Below are 20,584 nucleotides of genomic sequence, written 5' to 3' on the forward strand. Positions count from 1 at the left end.
CAGGAAGGATGCCATGCCGGATACCGGACCCTTTGCCCGCATTTCGCCGATGAAGACCGCCGACGAGGTGGTGCAGCAGATCGAGCTTCTGCTGCTCGACGGCGTGCTGCGCGATGGCGACAAGCTTCCGGGCGAGCGCGAACTGGCGCAGATGCTCGACGTGTCGCGGCCGATCCTCAGGCAGGCGCTGAAGGAACTCGAGGCCCGCAGATTGCTGGTCAGCCATCACGGCGGCGGCACCTATGTCGCCGACATCATCGGCGAAGTGTTCTCGCAGCCATTGATGGACCTGATCGGCCGGCACAGCCGGGCGGCGCTGGACTATCTCGAATATCGCCGCGAACTTGAAGGGCTGACGGCGGAACTTGCGGCCAAGCGGGCGACGGCGACCGACCGTGCGCTGCTGGAGCGCATCGTCGCCGACATGCGGGAAGCGCACGAGCGCGGCAATTTCGACGACGAGCTGCACGCCGACGTGGAATTCCATTCGGCGATCGGCGAAGCGGCGCACAACCTCATCCTGCTGCACACGCTGCGCGCCTGCTACAAGCTCTTGAACCGCGGGATCTTCTTCAACCGGCAGGCCGTCTTCGCCTTCGCCGACTATCGGGAAAAGCTTCTCGGCCAGCACGTGGCGATCTGCGACGCCATTCTCGCCGGACGGCCGGATGACGCGAAGGCGGCGGCTCAGGACCACATTGACTTTGTGATCGGCGCGGTCCGCGAAAGCGAGCGGGCCGGCGAATGGGACCGAGTTTCGCGCCTGCGCATGCTCTCGCGCGGCACGGGACACGACACGCAAGACGGAAAAGGACGGATGACCAGCGATGGCTGACACGCATGACATGCAAGCGGATGCACGCAAACCGCAGGTGGGACTTTTCGCCACCTGTCTCGTCGACCTGTTCCGCCCGACGGTCGGCTTTTCCGCGGTCAAGCTGATCGAGGATGCCGGCTGTGACGTGCATGTGCCGATGGCGCAGACCTGCTGCGGCCAGCCGGCCTACAATTCCGGCGACCGGGCCGATACGCGGGCGATCGCCGAGCAGGTGATCGAAACCTTCGAAGGCTTCGACTACATCGTTGCGCCGTCCGGCTCCTGTTCCTCCATGCTGAAGAAGCACTATCCGGGCCTCTTCAAGGGCGACGCCAGGTGGGAGGCGCGCGCCACCGCCTTTTCGGCAAAGGTTTTCGAGCTTGTCTCCTTCCTCGCCGACGTCATGAAGGTGAAGGCTGTCGACGCGGCCTTCGATGGTTCCGTCACCTATCACGACAGCTGTTCGGGCCTGCGCGAGCTTGGCATTTCCAAGCAGCCGCGCGATCTCCTGAAGTCGGTCGACGGACTGGCGATCAAGGAAATGAAGGACAGCGACGTCTGTTGCGGTTTCGGCGGCACGTTCTGCGTGAAATATTCCGATATTTCCAACGCCATCGTCTCGAAGAAGACCACCAATATCGACGCCTCCGGCGCGGACGTGCTGCTTGCCGGCGACATGGGCTGTCTGATGAACATGGCCGGCAAGCTGAAGCGGGAGGGCTCGAAGATCGAGGTCCGCCACGTCGCCGAGGTGCTCGCCGGAATGACCGACACGAAACCGATTGCAGGACAGGCCAAATGAAGCTGACTTCGCCGCAATTCAAGGAAAACAGCGCCAGGGCGCTCGCCGACCAGCAGCTGCAGAAGGCGCTGCTCAACGTCCAGAAGGGCTTCATCGGCAAGCGTGCTGCGGCTGCCGCAGACCTGCCGGAGTTCGACGCGCTGCGCGACAATGCTCGCGAGATCAAGAACCACGTGCTCGGCCATCTCGACCTCTATCTCGAAGCCTACGAGAAGAAGGTGACCGAGGCCGGCGGCCATGTGCATTGGGCCGAAACGGCCGAAGAGGCGCGCGAGATCGTTCTCGGCATCTGCCGCAAGCGCAATGCGAAGACGGTGACCAAGGGCAAGTCCATGATCACCGAGGAGATCAACCTCAACGAATATCTGGAAGAAAACGGCATCGTCCCGGTCGAGACCGACCTTGGCGAATACATCATCCAGCTGCGCGGCGAGCATCCGAGCCACATCATCGCCCCGGCCGTCCACCTGAACAAGGAGCAGGTCGAAGGCGACTTCCGCCGCGTCCACACGCACCTGCCGCAGGCGCGCGACCTGACCGAGCCTACCTCGCTTCTCTCCGAGGCGCGGGAGGTTCTGCGCAAACGCTATTTCGAGGCCGATGTCGGGATCACCGGCGCGAACTTTCTGATCGCCGAGACCGGCTCTTCGGTGATCGTGACGAATGAAGGCAACGGCGACCTCACCCAGTCGCTCGGCAAATGCCATATCGCCGTCGCCTCGCTCGAAAAGATCGTCCCGACGCTCAACGACTGCGCGCAGATCCTGCGGCTTCTGGCCCGCTCCGCGACGGGTCAGGACATGTCGGTCTACACGACCTTCTCCACCGGCCCGAGACGTCCGGAAGACGAGGACGGGCCGGAAGAATACCACGTCGTCCTCCTCGACAACGGTCGCTCGGCCATGCTCGGCACCGAGTTCCAGGAGATGCTGCGCTGCATCCGCTGCGGCGCCTGCATGAACCATTGTCCCGTCTATCACGCCGTCGGTGGCCACGCCTACGGCTCGGTCTATCCCGGCCCCATGGGCGCGGTCCTGACACCGTCGCTGAACGGCATCGACAAGGCCGGCCACCTGCCGAATGCATCCACATTCTGCGGACGCTGCGAAAGCGTGTGCCCGATGCGCATTCCCCTGCCGAAGATGATGCGCAACTGGCGCGAACGCGAGTTCGAGCGGCATCTGACGCCGTCGGCCGCCCGCTACGGCCTCGGCCTCTGGGCCTTCTTCGCACGGCGTCCGAAGCTTTACCGCTTCGCCGTCTCCTTCGCGATGCCCGCGTTGTCGCTTCTCGGCGGCACCGGCCGGCGAATTCGCTCGTTGCCGCTTGCCGGCGGCTGGACGAAATACCGCGACTTCCCCGCGCCGGAAGGCCGGACCTTCCTGCAGGAATGGGCGCAGCGCGAAAACAGGAAACAGGGAGCCGGCCGATGAACGCCAGGGCCAACATTCTCGCCAAGGTGAAGAAATCGCTCAGCGCACCGGCGGACGATGCCGCACGCGCGGCAACCGTTGCCGCACGCATCAAGGATGCGCCGACGGGCATCCTGCCAGCCCGCGCGCAATTGCCGAACGAGGAGCGCATCGCCGTCTTCGTCAAATATGCGGAAAAATATAATGCCACCGTCGCGCGGATCGCCTCGATCGACGATCTGCCGAAGGAAGTCAGCACCTATCTGAAATCGCGCAATCTGCCGGCCTCCGTGCGCATGGGCGCCGATCCCATGTTGACCGGCGCGGGCTGGGAGAGCGAAAGGACGCTTGAGATCAGGACCGGGCCGTCGGATGGCTCCGATCTCGCCGGCGTCAGCCATGCGCGCGCCGGCATTGCCGAAACCGGAACGCTCGTGCTCGCCTCTGGGCCGGACAATCCGGTGACGATCACCTTCCTGCCAGAGCACCATATCGTCGCCGTCAAGGCGAGCGATATCGGGGCGACGATGGAAGAGGCCTTCGAGGGTATCCGCCAGACTTATGGCAAGGGCACGATGCCGCGAACGGTGAACATGGTGACGGGTCCGTCGCGGTCCGGCGACATCGAGCAGACCATCCTGCTCGGCGCCCATGGCCCCCGCGCCCTGCACATCGTCATCGTGGACTAGCCGGGTCGAATTGCCGCGTCTTTTTGGTCAATACAGTCCTTTTTTGTCAAATTGCGGACTGTTTGTATCTGAAGCATTGATTATATACGCCAGTGTCACACAATCTCTGCACAATAGAGATGCTTGTGACGATGATTCGTCACGTCAGCACTGGAAGGCAATCAAGAGTGAACCTCTGGGAACGCATAGCGTCCGATATCCATCTGATGGTGCGCCGTCCGGCGCGTCTGCAATTCGCTGCGCTATGCTATCGATGGAAGAAGAAGAAGCCCGAGCTTGAAATCCTGCTGATCACCAGCCGGGATACCGGACGCTGGGTCATTCCCAAAGGCTGGCCGATGGCCGGCAAGAAGGCGCATACGGTTGCCGAACGGGAAGCCTTCGAGGAGGCCGGCGTGTCCGGCAAGGCGCGCCGCGAGCCTCTCGGCTTTTACACCTACATGAAGGGCCTCAACAGCGGACTGAAGGTCAGCTGCAAGGTGCAGGTGCATGCCGTCCAGGTGGACGACATGCTGAAGAGCTATCCTGAAAAAGGCAGCAGGACCCTGGAATGGGTCAGCTGCAGCGAAGCGGCGACCCGGGTTCAGGAACCCGAGCTGAAAAAGCTGCTGCTCGACTTCGAGCATGACATCACAGAGCGTACGGCACCGAAAAAGCGTGCAATGCAAGCCTGATACGCGAAAATCAGCACTGTCACAAAACTGTCATATTGCGCTTTGGCGTCACTGACGGTAGGCGGAAGCCTCACTTTTGGAGATGCCGGATGGCCAATTCTAAGCCGCGACTGGAAAAACTGACCCTCGACAAGGATCTCGACAAGATCACCCATGTCGAGGCGGCGACGCATTTCGTTTCCAAGTCACTGGTCGCACCCGGCATCGGTCTCATCTTCCTGATCCTGGCCATGCTGTTTGCCGCCGTGTTCGTCGGCAAGGGCGAAAGTTCGCTGATCATGATCGCGGCCGCCGCACTTGGCGCCTACATGGCGATGAATATCGGCGCCAATGACGTGACCAACAATGTCGGCCCGGCCGTCGGCTCCCGCGCCATGACGATGACGCTGGCGCTCGTCGTCGCGGCCATCTTCGAGACCGCCGGCGCGCTGATTGCCGGCGGCGATGTCGTGTCGACCATTTCCAAGGGCATCATCGATCCGTCGCTGATCCCGTCCGCAGACATGTTCATCTGGGCGATGATGGCGGCGCTGTTGTCGTCGGCGCTGTGGGTGAACCTGGCGACCTGGATCGGCGCGCCGGTCTCGACGACCCACGCAGTCGTCGGCGGCGTCATGGGGGCCGGCATCGCGGCATCCGGATTCGGAACGATCAACTGGCAGTCCATGTCGGCGATCGCGGCGAGCTGGGTCATTTCGCCCTTCCTCGGCGGCATCATCGCCGCGCTGTTCCTCGCCTTCATCAAGGAATTCATCATCTACCGCGAAGACAAGATCGCGGCCGCCAAGAAGTGGGTTCCGGTATTGATCGCGATCATGACCGGCGCATTCACCGCCTACCTGTCGCTGAAGGGTCTCAATCATCTGATTTCGATCTCGCTCGCCGGCGCGGCGTTGATCGGCCTCGTCGCCGGCGGCATCGGCTGGGCGGTTTCGGTGCCGCTTGTCGCCCGCCAGGCTCGAGGTCTCGAGAACCGCAACCAGTCGCTGCGCAAGCTCTTCCAGATTCCGCTGATCTTTTCGGCCGCCCTGCTGTCCTTCGCCCACGGTGCAAACGACGTGGCGAACGCGATCGGACCGCTTTCCGCCGTCGTCCATGCCGCCGAAGCGAACGAAATTTCCGCGAACGTCAACATTCCGCTGTGGGTCATGATCATCGGCGCCATTGGCATCTCGCTCGGCCTGCTGCTGTTCGGCCCGCGCCTGATCCGCCTCGTCGGCGAACAGATCACCAAGCTCAACCCGATGCGCGCCTATTGCGTGGCGCTGTCGGCGGCATTGACGGTGATCGTCGCGTCCTGGCTCGGCCTGCCGGTTTCTTCCACCCACATCGCCGTCGGCGCCGTGTTCGGCGTCGGCTTCTTCCGCGAGTGGTACACGAAGAATTCCAAGCGCCGCGCCGCCTACATCCAGATGAAGGCCGGCAAGCCCGAAACGGTCAAGCAGCCATCGGAAGAGGAAATCCGCCGCCGCTATCTCGTGCGCCGCTCGCATTTCATGACCATCGTCGCCGCCTGGATCATCACGGTGCCGGCATCGGCCTTGCTTGCGGCGGTCATTTACTGGATACTCGGCTCCATCGCCGTCTGAACCAGACACCCTTCACCGATCGCCGGAGCATCCCATGCGCGCCAATTTTCGCATGCAGAGGCTGTTTGTCGACGCTCCGCTTTCCGCCGGAGCGCCGGTCGAAGCCGATTCCGCCCAGTTCAACTATCTCGCCAATGTGCTGCGGATGGGTGACGGGGCGGAGATCCTGCTCTTCAACGGCCGCGATGGCGAATGGAGGGTCGACCTGAGCTTTCCGACCCGCAAGCGCATCCTGCTTACGCCCCGTGAACAGACCCGACCGCAGCCGGACGCTCCAGACCTCCATTATCTCTTCGCGCCGCTCAAGGTCGGGCGGATGGACTATCTCGTGCAGAAGGCGGTCGAGATGGGTGCCGGCACGCTGGTCCCGGTCATGACCCAGCATGTACAGGGCAAGATCCATTCGACCGACAAGCTCAAGGCCAATGTTATCGAGGCCGCCGAACAATGCGGCATCCTCTCCATTCCGGCGGTCGAGGAGCCGGTGAAGCTTCCGGACCTGCTGGAGGGCTGGGACAGGAGCCGGCGCATCATCTATTGCGACGAGGGGCACGACGGCCAGAACCCGCTGCCCGTGCTCTCTGCAATCAGGGAAACGAAGCTTGCCCTGCTGGTCGGCCCGGAAGGCGGCTTCTCGGAGGCCGAGCGCGCAACGTTGCGTTCGCTCGACTTCGTGACGGCCATCCCGCTCGGCCCGCGCATATTGCGGGCGGATACCGCGGCCGTTGCAGCACTCGCCGTCATACAGGCAGCCGTCGGCGACTGGCGATAGAAGCCGCCAGCCACGGCAACCCGCTTTCCAAATTTTGAACGCGGGTTGAAAGAAATTCACTTGCGCCGATGTGGTTTCCGGTCCAATCAGCGCAATGGTGTCCGAAGCCGGAGCGCCCTATCCCGGCGGCTTCGCCGGTTCCAGTTGACCAAAGCAGGATGGACCTGATGGCCCGCGATACGACCGACGATACACCGATCACCTCGATCGATGAGCTGACCGACTACCTCGCCGGCGGCTGCAAGCCGGAAGCCGATTTCCGCATCGGCACCGAGCACGAGAAATTCCCCTTCTTCGTCGGCACGAACGAACCCGTTCCCTATGAGGGAAAAGCCAGCATTTCCGCACTGCTGAACGGCATGCAGGAGAAGCTCGCCTGGGATCCGATCATCGACGAAGGCAAGATCATCGGGCTCGCCGAGCAGCATGGCATGGGGGCGATTTCTCTGGAGCCGGGCGGGCAGTTCGAGCTGTCGGGCGCACCGCTGAAATATCTGCACGAGACCTGCAAGGAATCCAACCAGCATCTGGCAATGCTGCGCCAGATCGCCGAGCCGCTCGGCATCCGCTTCCTCGGCCTTGGCGGCAGCCCGAAATGGACGCTCGAAGAAACCCCGCGCATGCCGAAATCGCGCTACGGCATCATGAGCCGCTACATGCCGAAGGTCGGCAGCCAGGGCCTCGACATGATGTACCGGACCTGCACGATCCAGGTGAACCTCGACTTCTCCTCGGAAGAGGACATGGCGCGCAAGATGCGCGTGTCGACGAAGCTGCAGTCGGTCGCAACCGCCCTCTTCGCCTCCTCGCCCTTTACCGACGGCAAGCCGAACGGGCTCGTCTCCTGGCGCGGCGATATCTGGCGCGACACCGACAACCAGCGCGCCGGCCTGCTGCCCTTCATCTTCGACGAGGACTTCGGTTTCCGGCGTTACGTCGAATGGGCGCTCGACGTGCCGATGTATTTCATCGTCCGTGACGGACGTTACCGCGACTGCACCAACATCACCTTCCGCCAGTTCATGGCCGGTGCGCTGAAGGGTGAAATCGACGCCTGGGCGCCGACGATGGGCGACTGGACCAATCATCTGTCGACGCTCTTCCCGGAAGTGCGGCTGAAGCGGTTCCTGGAAATGCGCGGCGCCGACGGCGGCCCGTGGCGGCGCATCTGCGCCCTGCCCGCCTTCTGGACCGGCCTGCTCTATGACGCCAGTGCGCTCGACGCCGCCGAGGCACTGACCGCCGACTGGTCGTTCGAGGACGTCCGGGCAATGCGTGACGCGGTTCCCTCGCAGGGGCTGAAGGCGACGATCAAGGGACGGTCGGTGCTGGATACGGCCCGCGAGGTGATTTCCATCGCCCGAACTGGTCTGAAATCCCGTGCCAATCTCAACAGCGACGGCGAGGACGAGAGCGTCTTCCTGGCGACGCTCGACGAGATCATCGCCAAAAAGGCAACGCTCGCCGACGACCTCCTGATGCTCTACCACGGCCGCTGGAACGGTTCGGTCGAGCCTGTCTTCTCCGAGTATCAATATTGAAGGCGGAGGAAGGGGCGGCTCCCGCAAAATAAGCGGGCGCTTTGGCATTTTGCAGTTGTGCCGTAAGATGAAGCACTTATGCTTCGTCGATATGACACGAATGTCCAAGCGAGAGGGTCCTGCATGCTGCCACTGTTCGATATGATGATGCAGGCGCAAAACGGCGCCGCAGTCGAAGCCATGGCGAAGCAGTACAACATCGCCCAGGAGCAGGCGGCCAAGGCGATGGCCGCCATGATGCCGGCCTTCTCATCCGGCCTGCAGCGCAAGGCAGCCAACCCCTACGATTTCACCGCCTTCCTTGCCGCCATGCACTCGGGCAATTACGCGGAATATTTCGAGGATATCGGCAAGGCCTTCACGCCGAAGGGCATCGCCGACGGCAATGCGGCACTCGAAACCATCTTCGGTTCGAAGGACGTGTCGCGGGCGATCGCCGCGCAGGTGGCGCAGATGACCGGCATCGGCCAGGAAATCGTCAAGCAGATGATGCCGGCGACCGCCAGCACGCTGATGGGCGGCATCTTCAAGCAATCCATGGGTCAGGTGCAGCAGGCGAACGCCGCCTTCGCCAGTTCACCGATGGGAAGCATGATGCAGCAGTGGCTGGAAAGTACCGGCTTTGCGCCGAAACCGCAGCCTCAGCCTAATCCGTTCGACAATCCCTTCACACAGGCGATGCAGTCGATGTTCGGCGGGCAGCAGCAGGCCAAGCCTGTCAACCCAGCCGACATGTTTGCCGCCAACCCGTTCATGAAGATGTTTTCAGACATGATGAAGCCGGCAGAGGACAAGAAGCCGGATCCCAAGCCCGAGCCGAAACCGGAGCCGCCGAAGGAAAGCGCTGCAAGCGCCGACATGAAGCAGTATTCGGACATGATGAGCGCGATGTTCGACAGCGGGCTGGAAGTGGGCAAGGCCTACCAGAAAAGCATCGAATCCATTCTCGACGGCTACATGAACAACGGCGCGAACGCGGACAAGGGCTGACCGCCCTTCCGTCTCACCACAGTCCAGGACGCAAAAAAGCCCGGTATCCGAAAACGAATACCGGGCAAAGGCAGGGCTATTGGCTCTCACCCTGCGGGGAAATCAATCTCGCGGCAGATAGACGATCGACCGGCGGGCGCGGGCCCTCGCCTGACGGGTCAGGTAGCCGGACGGATCGTTGAACAGATCGGTCGTTGCCAGAGCGCGATGAATGTCGCGCCTGTCGATGCCGATGTCTTGCAGCATATGATCGTCCAGTTCGGTCATTTTCGTCACGATGATACGATTGCGCAGCGTACGATAAACGGATGCCACAGCATTCCAGGCCCGGGCGGCAATCGGCTGGCGTGCGGGGCGCAGGGCGGCGAGGTCGAGGTCCAGTGTCCGTTCAATCGTGCTCATCGGATCATCCTTTCACAAGGCACGAGATAAACCTTCCCTCCAGAGGGCGGCCCTGGAGGGTGCGGTCGATGTCGTTTAGAGGGAGGAGCTATCGCTCCGTGGCGTCTACAATGTCAGATTGTCAAAAAGACATTGATCAGTCCAACGAATGTTTCTAATGATTAACATCAAAGCTTCTTATGAGTACGGACATGAGCGCGCCACTCGATATCGATCAGCTACAAACCTTCGTTTCCATCGTCGACACCGGCAGCTTCACCAAGGCCGCCGACCGGGTCTACAAGACGCAATCGGCCGTCTCCATGCAGATGCGGCGACTGGAGGAGCGGATCGGAAAACAGCTGTTCGCCAAGGACGGACGCGGCGTCCGCCTGACGATCGAGGGCGAGAAGCTCCTGAATTACGCACGGCGGATGATCCGGCTCAACAACGAGGCGATGGCCGCGTTCGACGACAACCGGCTTGAGGGTACGGTCAGGATCGGCACGCCGGACGATTATGCGGACCGATACATGCCGGAAATCATCGGCCGCTTCGCCAAGACCCATCCGAACGTGGAACTCTACATCGCCTGCGAGCCTTCCGTGACGCTGATCCAGAAGATGTCGCGCGGCGAGCTGGACATCGCGCTGATCACCCACGATCCGGCCACGGCAATCTCGACGGTGGTGCGAACGGAACCGCTCTGCTGGGTCGCCTCGGCCAACCATCCGCTGAGGGAAAGCGCGCCGGTGCCGCTGGCCGTCGGTCGCATGGACTGTCGCTGGCGGCAGCTTGCCTGTTCGGCGCTGGACGCCGGCAATCGCGACTACCAGATCCTGTTTACCAGCTGGTCCTCGACCGTGGTGGCCGCCGCCGTTCTCGCCGGCATGGCGGTCTCCGTGCTGCCGGAATCGGCGTTGCGGTCCGGAATGCGGGTGCTGACGCAGGCGGACGGCTTCCCGCCCCTGCCGCCGGTCCAGATCGGCATCATCAAGCGCCCCGGGGCACCGGTGTCGCTGATCAATGCGCTGTCGAACCATATCGTCGCCTGTCTCGACAACATGACGCCGGCCCAGGCGAGCGACGACGGGCTGGAAGGCGATATCAGGGTGATGGGGCGCCTGCCCCGGTTGCGTCCGGGGCATATCCTTCCCGGCTGGTGAGCCCCTCCGCCGCAAGATGACGACCAGACAAGCGAAAGGCCGGGACATGTCCCGGCCTTTCCTCATTCACGCGCGGGCAGCTTGGGGCCTCGCGCCATGCGCATGAATTCCGTTGCGGCTCAGTCGACCAGATCGAAGCGATCGGCGTTCATGACCTTCGTCCAGGCGGCGGCGAAGTCGCGGACGAACTTCTCCTTGTTGTCGTCCTGGGCATAGACTTCGGCATAGGCACGCAGGATGGAGTTGGACCCGAAGACGAGGTCCATGCGCGTCGCCGTCCACTTGACTTCGCCGGTCTTGCGATCGCGGATCTCGTAGTATCCGCCTTCGACCGGGTTCCAGGTGTAAGCCATGTCGGTGAGGTTGACGAAGAAGTCGGTCGTCAGCGCGCCGACATTGTCAGTGAAGACGCCATGCGTCGAGCCGGCATAGTTGGCGCCCATGACACGCATGCCGCCGACCAGAACCGTCATCTCATGAGCGGTGAGACCCATCAGCTGGCTGCGGTCGAGCATCAGCTCTTCGGGGCTGACGGCGTAGTTCTTCTTCAGGTAATTGCGGAAGCCATCGGCCAGCGGCTCCAGCGGCGCGAAGGAGTCGGCATCCGTCATTTCGTCGGTGGCGTCGCCGCGACCCGGAGAGAACGGCAGCTTGACCTCGTAGCCGGCGGCCTTGGCGGCCTGCTCGACACCGACATTGCCGGCGAGTACGATGACGTCGGCGACCGATGCGCCCGCTTCGCTGGCGATCGGCTCCAGAACGGAGAGCACCCGGGCGAGACGGGCCGGCTCGTTGCCTTCCCAATCCTTCTGCGGGGCGAGACGGATGCGGGCACCGTTGGCGCCGCCGCGCATGTCCGACCCGCGATAGGTGCGGGCGGAATCCCAGGCCGTCGTCACCATGTCGACGAGCGAAAGACCGGAGGCGGCAATCTTCGCCTTGAGGGCTTCGACATCATAGGAGGTGGAGCCGGCCGGGATCGGATCCTGCCAGATCAGGTCTTCGGCGGGAACTTCCGGGCCGATGTAGCGGGCCTTCGGACCCATGTCGCGGTGGGTCAGCTTGAACCAGGCGCGGGCAAACGTATCCTTGAAATATTCCGGATCGGCCATGAACTTCTGGCAGATGGCGTTGTAGGCCGGATCGACCTTGAGGGCCATGTCGGCGTCCGTCATCATCGGATTGCGGCGCTTGGTCGGGTCGGAGGCGTCGAGGGGCTTGTCTTCCTCGCGGATGTTGATCGGCTCCCACTGGTTGGCGCCGGCCGGGCTCTTGCGCAGTTCCCAGTCATGGCCGAACAGCATGTCGAAGAAGCCCATGTCGAACTTGGTCGGGTTGGTGGTCCAGGCACCCTCGAGACCGGAGGTCACGGCATTGGCTGCCTTGCCGCCCATGTTCGGGTTGCTCCAGCCCATGCCCTGATCGACGACGTCGGCTGCTTCCGGCTCGCGACCTAGGGCGGCCGCGTCGCCATTGCCATGGGTCTTGCCGACGGTGTGGCCGCCGGCGGTCAGCGCTACGGTTTCCTCGTCGTTCATCGCCATGCGGGCGAAAGTCTCGCGCATCTGGGCAGCCGTCTTCAGCGGATCGGACTTGCCGTTCACGCCTTCCGGGTTGACGTAGATGAGGCCCATCTGGACGGCGGCTAGCGGGTTTTCCATCGTCGCCGGGTTTTCGACGCTTTCATAGCGCTCGTCGGACGGGGCCAGCCATTCCTTTTCCGCGCCCCAGTAGACGTCGATTTCCGGATGCCAGATGTCTTCGCGGCCGTAGGCGAAGCCGAAGGTCTTCAGGCCCATGGATTCGTAGGCGACATTGCCGGCCAGGATCATCAGGTCGGCCCAGGAGAGCTTGTTGCCGTACTTCTTCTTGATCGGCCACAGCAGGCGGCGGGCCTTGTCGAGGCTGGCATTGTCCGGCCAGGAGTTGAGCGGAGCGAAACGCTGGTTGCCCGTGCCGCCGCCGCCACGGCCATCGGCCAGACGGTAGGAGCCGGCGGAGTGCCAGGCCATGCGGATCATGAAGCCGCCGTAGTGACCCCAGTCGGCCGGCCACCATTCCTGGCTGTCGGTCATCAGCGCATGGAGATCCTGCTTCAGCGCATCATAGTCCAGCGTCTTGACGGCTTCGCGGTAGTTGAAGTCCTTGCCGAGCGGATTGGTCTTGGTATCGTGCTGGTGAAGAATGTCGAGGTTGAGGGCATTCGGCCACCAGTCCATGACCGACTTGCCGGTTTCCGTATTGCCGCCGTGCATCACGGGACATTTGCCTACTTTGGCATCCATAGCGATCTCCTATCATTCTTCGTTGCGATTCCGCCCATCCTGCACCCGAGATGTGAAATCCGTTTGTCCTGCGCGAAAACTCGGCGGAGCGGCCTTTGAAAAAGGCATCGCGGATGTGTTCATCTTTCAGGTCGCGACAGCGGACCGTTGTCCTTGCCGGGAAATGATTTTATCCGGCGGAAGAAGCTTATCACACCGCATATCGATAATTTCCAATTGCATTTTCTGTTTTTCATCATAAGAAAAACCTATCATGCTGACACTCAGGCAAATGCGCTATTTCGAGGCCCTGGCCAGTACCGGACATTTCGGCCGGGCGGCCGAACTCGTGCATGTCAGTCAGCCTGCCCTCTCGGCACAGATCGCCGAAATGGAGAAGGAACTGGGCATGCCGCTGGTCGAACGGCGGCGGGGCGCGACCATCCTGACGCGCGAGGGCGAAGACCTCCTGCCGCAGATCCGCCAGATCCTGGCCATGACCGAAGAGCTGCACGGACGGGCGCGGCGGCGGCGGGGCGTGCTCGAAGGCCGCATCCGCATCGGCATCATTCCGACGGTGGCGCCCTATCTGGTGCCGCGATTGATCCCGCACCTGCGCGAGCACCATCCGGCGATCGAGATCGAGCTGAAGGAAGCGGTCACGGACCGGCTGATCGGCGAACTGCTGGAGGGCAAGGTGGACGTGATGGTCGCCGCCCTGCCCGTCGATGACGAACGGCTGGACACGATGGCGCTCTTTGCCGACCGGTTCTTCATGGCGGTGGCCAGCAACGACACGGACGTGCTCATGTCGCCGCTGACGGAAACGGAGATCGACGCCGACAGGCTGCTCCTTCTGGAGGAAGGCCATTGCCTGCGCGACCAGGCGCTGGCGGTCTGCACGATGGCGGGCAAGCGCAGCCTCGTGAATTTCGGGGCAACCTCGATGGCGACACTCCTGCAGATGGTGTCCCACAACATGGGCATGACGCTCATTCCGGAAATGGCGATCGAAACCGAGACCGGCCGCAACGACATCCGCATCATTCCCTTTGCGGCCCCGCAACCGGCGCGGCAGATCGGCCTTGCCTGGCGGCACCGAGGCGCCTCGCGCGCCGATGTCGAGGCGCTTGCCGAGGCGATCCGCACGTGCAGCGACGGGAAAAGCGCCTGATTTCGGCGGAAGTGGCGGCTTTTCTCCACCACAAGTACACGCTTTGGTAAAAAACTCGCCTCTATAGTCGTCCCCATAATCAGTTTCAGAACGGCCAGCGCTGAAGCGCATGCCGGATTTGTGCTTTAAAAATATCGGGGACATCACCGTGAAGTCGATCAATCTGGGCGTTTCTCACCGTCTTTCCATTGCCATCATATTTCCGCTGCTCGGGCTCCTCTGCTTCGCAGCGATTGCATTGACCAATACCTACACATCGATGAGCGGGTATCGCAGCCTCGGCGAATTGCAGCAGGCGCTGAACAAGATCAACGTGCTGAACGGCAGCCTGCGCGAGGAACGCAGCGCCGCCGGGCGGTTCCTGACCGACGACAAGGCGACCGACCCATCCGCTCTGTCTGCCTCGCGACAGCAGACCAATGCGGCGCTTACGGATCTCGATGGTGCGGTGGCTGTCCTGAAGAAGACCGACGGCGTAATCAAGGACGATGTGCTTGCCAATCTGAACACGGCGATCGCCGGCCTTGGCGACATCCGCAAGAAGGTCGATCAGCGCGAGCTTTCCTTCACCGGCGCCATCTTCGCCTATACGGCGCTGATCGAACCGCTCCTCGACTTCGAGCAGGCCAGCAGCCGCGCCAGCAGCGACGTCAACATCGCGCTGAAATCCGCCGCGATTGCCGACATTGCCCTGGTGATCGAAGACGCAGCCCAGGAGCGGGCGATGATCGACAGCGCGATCGCCGCCGAAAAGCTGACCACCGTCCAGTTCGAAAAGTTCCTCGATTATACGGTTTCGCAGGACCTGCACCTCGGCCTCTTCATGCGCGCCCAGGACACCGACCTCAAGGCGGCTTTTGAAGACATCCTGAAGTCCGACGACGTCGTCGGCCTCAAGCGGTTCGACGGCAAGCTGCGCCGGGTCGGCCCGGACGGCAAGATCCGCGGCAAGGCCTTCGATGGCTGGTTCGAAACGACCACCAAGCGCATCGACAAGCTGGTCGAGATGCAGCACGCCTCCGAGCAGCGCATCACCGAACTTTCGACCGATCTCTATGAGTCGGCGAAGCTCTCCACCATTCTCTGGTCGCTTGCCACCGTGCTTGTGGCCGGCATCACCATCGTGCTCGCCGTCATGCTCGGCCGCTCGATCACCCGACCGCTTGCCGCACTGACCGGTTCGCTGCAGGCGATTGCCGGCGGCAATTATGACGCGGACGTTCCCGGCACCAGCCGCAAGGACGAGATCGGCGTCATGGCCAACGCGGTCGCGCATCTTCAGGAAGGCGCGCGCGAGAAGATCCGCCTCGAGGAGCAGGAAGAGGCAAATCGGATCGCAACAGCGCGCGAACGGGAAGCCAACGATTTCGAGAAGAATGCCCGCGCCGAAGAGCTGTCGTCTGCCGTCTCGGCGCTAGCGAACGGCCTCGGCCGGCTGGCCGCCGGCGACATTTCCGAGGACATCGGCGAGACCTTCACCGCCGACCTCGATCGCCTGCGCCTCGACTTCAACGCCGCCCAGGCGCATCTGCGCAGCGTTCTCTCCGTCGTCGACGCCACCGCCCGGTCTATCCGGCTCAACGCCGCCGAGATGGAAAGCGCATCCGGCGACCTCTCGCACCGCACCGAACAGCAGGCCGCCTCGCTCGAGGAGACCGCCGCGGCGCTCGAGGAGATCACCGCCACCGTCAAGTCCTCCTCCGAACGGGCGAGCGAAGCCGGTGAAATTGCATCGCGGACCGTCCAGGCGACATCACGGTCCGCCGCCGTCGTCGGCAATGCCGTCGAGGCCATGGGCCGGATCGAGAGTTCGGCGGCAAAGATCAGCCAGATCATCTCGGTGATGGACGACATCGCCTTCCAGACCAACCTCCTGGCGCTGAATGCCGGCGTCGAGGCGGCCCGGGCGGGCGAAGCCGGCAAGGGCTTTGCCGTCGTCGCACAGGAAGTCCGTGAACTGGCCGGCCGGTCCGCCAATGCCGCCAAGGAAATCAAGGCACTGATCAACGCATCGAATGCGGAAGTGAAGGCCGGCGTGTCTCTTGTCACCGAGACCGGCGAAACGCTTGGCGAGATCGAGCACTTCGTCAACGACATGCTGCACCGTATTCAGTCGATCGCCGGCTCCTCGCAGGAGCAGTTCGCGAGCCTCTCGGCGATCAACGGCTCTGTGACCTCGATGGATCAGATGACGCAGCGCAACGCGGCCATGGTGGAGCAGACTTCCGCCGCCACCGCGCAGCTTTCCACGGAAGCGCAGACGCTGGCGGAAGGGCTGGCAAGCTTCAACCTGTCGCCTGGCGGAAACCGTAGCCAGATGAGCAGGGTGCGAAGCGCCGCCTGACCGGCTTCAACGTGATAACGCAAAAGGCCGGCGGCTCATCACCGCCGGCCTTTTCATGTAATTGTATCGTCGCTGTAAGTCAGCGCGGTCAGGAAGCCAGATCAAGAACGATGCGGCCGTCGATCTTGCCTTCCTCCATGCGGGCGAAGATCGCGTTGATGTTCTCGATCTTGTCCCAGGTGAAGTGCGAAGCGACCTTGCCCTCGCCGGCGAACTGCAGCGATTCCTCGAGGTCCTGTCGCGTGCCGACGATAGAGCCGCGCACGGTGATGCGCTTCAGCACGGTGTCGAAGACCGGCAGGCTGATCATCGACGGCGGCAGACCGACCAGCGCCATGGTGCCCTTCGAGCGCAGCATGTGGAACGCCTGCTCCATGGCCTTGGGCGAAACCGCCGTCACCAGCGCACCATGCACGCCACCGACCGCCTTCTGGACCTCCTCGACTGCTCCCGCGTCGCGGGCGTCGACAATCAGGTCGGCGCCGAGCGACCTGGCGAGATCAAGCTTGTCCTTGAAGATATCGACTGCGGCGACATGCATGCCCATGGCCTTGGCGTACTGGACCGCCATGTGGCCGAGGCCGCCGATGCCGGAGATGAGCACCCATTCGCCGGGGCGCACTTCGGTTTCCTTCAGCCCCTTGTAGACAGTGACGCCGGCGCACAGCACGGGCGCCGCCGGGCCAAATTCGAGCTTGTCCGGCAGGATGCCGACGTAATCGGGATCGGCAAGGCCGTACTGGGCGAAGGTACCGTTGACGGAGTAGCCGGTATTCTGCTGCTTGCTGCAGAGCGTTTCCCAGCCGGTGCGGCACGGATTGCAGCAGCCGCAGGCGGTGTGCAGCCACGGTACGCCGACGCGGTCGCCCTCCTTGACGCTCGTGACCCCGGCGCCCAGTTTCGCGACGTAGCCGACGCCCTCGTGACCCGGAATGAAGGGTGGATTGGGCTTCACCGGCCAGTCGCCATGGGCGGCGTGGAGGTCCGTGTGGCAGACTCCGGTCGCCTCATACTTCACCAGGATCTGGCCGGGTCCGGGCTCGGGCACCGGCACCTCCTCGATGACAAGAGGCTTCTTGAACTCGCGCACCACGGCTGCTTTCATGGTCATTGCCATTTCAATCTCCCAAATTTGCCAACAGGTCGACGCCGCCAAAACCCGCGAGAGCGGACGACGCATGCGTTGGGGAAAAACGTGTCTGTTTAAACCACAGGGCTGGACGGTAGTCCGAAATGGACACTAGCCGAGAGATCACACGCACAAATTGACCTGCGTCAATCGGGGTCTCACGCACTCGAAAATCAATACTTGAAAGTATATTATATGGAGGTTTATCAGCTCCAAACACAGCGAAACGTTGTCACAGTCAAGGGTTGTGCTCTCGACGACGCGCCTCCGCGAAATAGCTCAGTTTGCGCTTCATATGAGCGCGCTCAATTTATAAAAATCCGAAAAAGACTCAATAATATATCTGATTTACCTTTTAAATCTCAGCTTATTTTCTGTATATTTTTTCTATATCAAATTTTAATAACTTTTATATTTCATTCATCCCTTCATAATTGATCGTTCGATTATAAATATTAGTGCGCTAACGACAATATACAAACAAAATTCCGCATTTACACCGAAATATTCACCAAATTTTTTTGGCTTCGCCATGATAGAGCAAGCCCCTGATTGCATTAGCGATTTTTAATGTACCCGGAAAACTCAGGCCAAAAGGATGACAATCGAAGCGATTCGATAAGGCAATCTTAATATGTCCGGCAAAGCATATCATGGAAACAGCGAGTATCATGACCATGATAGACGTACAAACGATCAAATCCGACAATAAAGGCGCCGCAGCAATAGAGTTCGCCATTCTGGCCCCAGTATTCATTCTGCTTCTTCTCACCTTCGTGGCCTATGGCATATATCTCGGCGCAGCGCATGCAGTTCAACAACTGGCCGCCGACGCCTCGCGGGCGGCAATTGCCGGGCTTGACGCAAACGAGCGGCAAACGCTCGCAACGGCCTATATCCGCTCCTCTTCGCTCGACGGCACCTTCCTTGATCTCGACAAGCTGTCGGTCAAGGTCGAGACCGACCCTTTGGACGCCAAGCAGTTTACCGTGGCGCTATCCTATGACGCATCCAGCCTGCCGATCTGGTCTCTTTATTCCTTCGTCATGCCCGGCCAGGTGATCCACCGCTATTCAACCATTCGCGTGGGAGGCATATGATGGGCAATTCGGCATGGCCGCTGGCCAGGTTCGCCAAGGACAAAGCCGGCAACATCGCCATCATGGCGGCGATCAGCATGCCGGTCGTCATCGGCGCCGTCGCACTCGGTGTCGACTACGGGGCGCTGACCCTTCAATACCGCAATGCGCAGACGACGGCGGATCTGGCCTCCATCGAGGCGACCTGGGACGCGGCGCATGCGCAGGAAGCCGTGCGCAAGTTCCTCGCGAACAACCAGCTGAATTACGCGATCGAAACGGAAAACGGCGCAGTGCTGCCGGACGGAACGCAGATCACCACCGAGCAGCTCTCCGACCTCGGCCTGACGGTGCTCAAGGTGGAGCCCGGCATGTATCAGCCGGATCCTTCTCTCGCGGTCGAAGACCGCTTCAGCCCCACCTCCTTTGCCCCCGACGCCGTACTCGTCACGGCGAAGCAGAGGGCCGAGCTCTATTTCGCCTCAACCTTTGCCAAGCGCTTCGATTTTCAGGTCTCCGGCACAGCCGCCGCCTCGAAACAGGCGTCGTTCTGGATCGGCAGCCGGCTGGCGTCGCTGAATGGCGGGATCATCAACGCCGTGCTCGGCGCTCTTGTCGGGGCGAACGTGTCGCTTCAGGTCGCGGACTATCAGGCACTGGTGGATGCCGACGTCGATCTATTCGCCTTCTCCGAAGCCCTGGCAACCGAGTTGCGGCTGACCGGCGTCACCTATGACGACATCCTGAAGCAAGAGGTCAGTCTGCCACAGATCCTGTCGGCGATCGCGGCGACAAAGGGCGTATCGAGCAAAGCGCAAAACGCGCTGCGGGCGCTTGAAATTGCGCTCGGTGCGGTGAAGGTTCGCGTCAAGCTCGCCGACCTCATCGACTTCGGCGCGATTGGCGCCAACAGGCTCGGCAACCATCAGTCACTGGCTGCTTACGGCAACATCATGCAGCTTGTCACAAGCGCTGCGGCGCTTGCGAATGGCGAGCGGCAGGCTGACATTTCCCTCGCGCTGACGGTACCGGGTCTGGCAAGCACGAAACTTCGCCTTGCCATCGGCCAGCCGGCGCAACATTCCCCCAACTTTGCCTCCGGCGGTCCGGAAACCTTCGTACGGACCGCGCAGGTCCGCCTGTCGCTGGTCACGGAGATTGCCGGACTTGCCGACCTGCTCGGCACCAGGATCAGACTGCCGGTCTTTATCGAGGCGGCGGATGCACATGCAAATCTGGCGTCCCTGTCCTGCAACGGCTCGATGGGAAGCACCGGCGCCGTTGTGCTCGCCGTGACCCCGGGGCTTGCGCAGGCCGCCATCGGCGAGTTCGACGAGAACCGCTTCGACAGCTTTTCAAGCGCGATTTCGATCAGCAGGGCGACGCTGGTGCAAACGCCACTTTTGAAGATCGATGGTTCTGCCGATGTCGACATCGGCAACCAGTCGGCAACGCGCATCCACTTTTCGGCCAACGACATCGCCAACCGGACTGTGAAGACGGTTTCGACACACGACATCGCCGGCTCGCTGACAAGCACGCTGATCGGCAGGCTGTCGCTGGATGTGAAGACGCTCGGCCTTACGCTGTCGACGCCAACGACCCTGCAGGCGGCTCTGGCGAAGACACTCTCTTCGGCCGCAGCTCCCATCGATGCCGTCGTCTACAATACGCTGCTGACGCTCGGCGTCAGGGTCGGCGAAGCGGATGTCGGTGTGACCGGGTTGAAATGCGGCGCGCCGGTTCTCGTCCAGTAGACCA

17 protein-coding genes are annotated in these 20,584 nt (G+C 62.1%); 14 read left to right on the top strand and 3 right to left on the bottom strand.

The genetic code is table 11. The features are described 5' to 3' along the window. Positions 1-13: 13 nt before the first annotated feature. The 9 genes from NN662_RS15175 (at position 14) to NN662_RS15215 (ending at position 9,286) form a co-directional block, all read left to right on the top strand. Positions 14-835, top strand: a complete 822-nt coding sequence (locus tag NN662_RS15175; protein WP_261931069.1) for a FadR/GntR family transcriptional regulator — start codon at positions 14-16, stop codon at positions 833-835. After that, the gene (locus NN662_RS15180; protein WP_410010940.1) at positions 828-1,619 is read left to right on the top strand and encodes a (Fe-S)-binding protein; all 792 of its coding nucleotides are present in this window, start codon (positions 828-830) and stop codon (positions 1,617-1,619) included. Before NN662_RS15175 ends, NN662_RS15180 begins: the two co-directional genes overlap by 8 nt. Further along, complete coding sequence (locus NN662_RS15185) at positions 1,616-3,052, top strand: LutB/LldF family L-lactate oxidation iron-sulfur protein (protein ID WP_261931070.1); 1,437 nt, start codon at positions 1,616-1,618, stop codon at positions 3,050-3,052. Before NN662_RS15180 ends, NN662_RS15185 begins: the two co-directional genes overlap by 4 nt. Next, positions 3,049-3,720, top strand: coding sequence for a lactate utilization protein C (locus tag NN662_RS15190; protein WP_261931071.1), 672 nt, complete (start codon positions 3,049-3,051; stop codon positions 3,718-3,720). The genes NN662_RS15185 and NN662_RS15190 overlap by 4 nt, the downstream gene beginning before the upstream one ends. Positions 3,721-3,887: 167 nt before the next feature. After that, positions 3,888-4,394 carry an NUDIX hydrolase gene (locus NN662_RS15195; RefSeq protein ID WP_261931072.1) on the top strand — a complete coding sequence of 169 codons (507 nt, stop codon included), beginning with the start codon at positions 3,888-3,890 and terminating at the stop codon, positions 4,392-4,394. An 89-nt stretch (positions 4,395-4,483) separates the two neighbouring features. Next, positions 4,484-5,983 (top strand): inorganic phosphate transporter, encoded by a 1,500-nt coding sequence (locus NN662_RS15200; protein WP_261931073.1) that lies wholly within the window; start codon positions 4,484-4,486, stop codon positions 5,981-5,983. Positions 5,984-6,017: 34 nt separating this feature from the next. Next, entirely contained in the window at positions 6,018-6,755 is a 738-nt protein-coding gene (locus tag NN662_RS15205) for a 16S rRNA (uracil(1498)-N(3))-methyltransferase (RefSeq protein WP_261931074.1), read from the top strand. Between the two features lie 167 nt (positions 6,756-6,922). Next, positions 6,923-8,296, top strand: a complete 1,374-nt coding sequence (locus tag NN662_RS15210) for a glutamate--cysteine ligase (protein WP_261931075.1) — start codon at positions 6,923-6,925, stop codon at positions 8,294-8,296. A 123-nt stretch (positions 8,297-8,419) separates the two neighbouring features. After that, positions 8,420-9,286 (top strand): DUF937 domain-containing protein, encoded by an 867-nt coding sequence (locus NN662_RS15215; protein ID WP_261931076.1) that lies wholly within the window; start codon positions 8,420-8,422, stop codon positions 9,284-9,286. A gap of 102 nt (positions 9,287-9,388) precedes the next feature. On the opposite strand, the gene NN662_RS15220 is transcribed toward NN662_RS15215, so the two are convergent. Then, positions 9,389-9,688 (bottom strand): hypothetical protein, encoded by a 300-nt coding sequence (locus tag NN662_RS15220; RefSeq protein ID WP_261931077.1) that lies wholly within the window; start codon positions 9,686-9,688, stop codon positions 9,389-9,391. Between the two features lie 191 nt (positions 9,689-9,879). Between NN662_RS15220 and NN662_RS15225 the strand changes: the two genes are divergently transcribed. Continuing rightward, a complete protein-coding gene (locus NN662_RS15225) occupies positions 9,880-10,833 on the top strand; it encodes a LysR substrate-binding domain-containing protein (RefSeq protein WP_261931078.1) in 954 nt (317 codons plus the stop codon). A 119-nt stretch (positions 10,834-10,952) separates the two neighbouring features. Here NN662_RS15225 and katG read toward each other — a convergent pair whose 3' ends face one another. After that, entirely contained in the window at positions 10,953-13,118 is a 2,166-nt protein-coding gene (gene katG / locus NN662_RS15230) for a catalase/peroxidase HPI (protein WP_261931079.1), read from the bottom strand. A 253-nt stretch (positions 13,119-13,371) separates the two neighbouring features. On the opposite strand from katG, the gene NN662_RS15235 reads away from it, so the two are divergent. Beyond that, positions 13,372-14,271: a hydrogen peroxide-inducible genes activator gene (locus NN662_RS15235; RefSeq protein ID WP_261931080.1), complete on the top strand. Its 900-nt coding sequence runs from the start codon at positions 13,372-13,374 to the stop codon at positions 14,269-14,271. A gap of 148 nt (positions 14,272-14,419) precedes the next feature. Then, positions 14,420-16,615 (top strand): methyl-accepting chemotaxis protein, encoded by a 2,196-nt coding sequence (locus NN662_RS15240; RefSeq protein ID WP_261931081.1) that lies wholly within the window; start codon positions 14,420-14,422, stop codon positions 16,613-16,615. A gap of 88 nt (positions 16,616-16,703) precedes the next feature. On the opposite strand, the gene adhP is transcribed toward NN662_RS15240, so the two are convergent. Then, a complete protein-coding gene (adhP, locus tag NN662_RS15245) occupies positions 16,704-17,732 on the bottom strand; it encodes an alcohol dehydrogenase AdhP (RefSeq protein ID WP_261931082.1) in 1,029 nt (342 codons plus the stop codon). Positions 17,733-18,421: 689 nt separating this feature from the next. Between adhP and NN662_RS15250 the strand changes: the two genes are divergently transcribed. After that, a complete protein-coding gene (locus tag NN662_RS15250) occupies positions 18,422-18,844 on the top strand; it encodes a TadE family protein (RefSeq protein WP_261931991.1) in 423 nt (140 codons plus the stop codon). Continuing rightward, positions 18,841-20,580 (top strand): pilus assembly protein TadG-related protein, encoded by a 1,740-nt coding sequence (locus NN662_RS15255; RefSeq protein ID WP_261931083.1) that lies wholly within the window; start codon positions 18,841-18,843, stop codon positions 20,578-20,580. The genes NN662_RS15250 and NN662_RS15255 overlap by 4 nt, the downstream gene beginning before the upstream one ends. Positions 20,581-20,584: the final 4 nt, after the last annotated feature.

The organism is Rhizobium sp. NRK18 (assembly GCF_024385575.1).
In the GTDB taxonomy this organism is placed as follows: domain Bacteria; phylum Pseudomonadota; class Alphaproteobacteria; order Rhizobiales; family Rhizobiaceae; genus JANFMV01.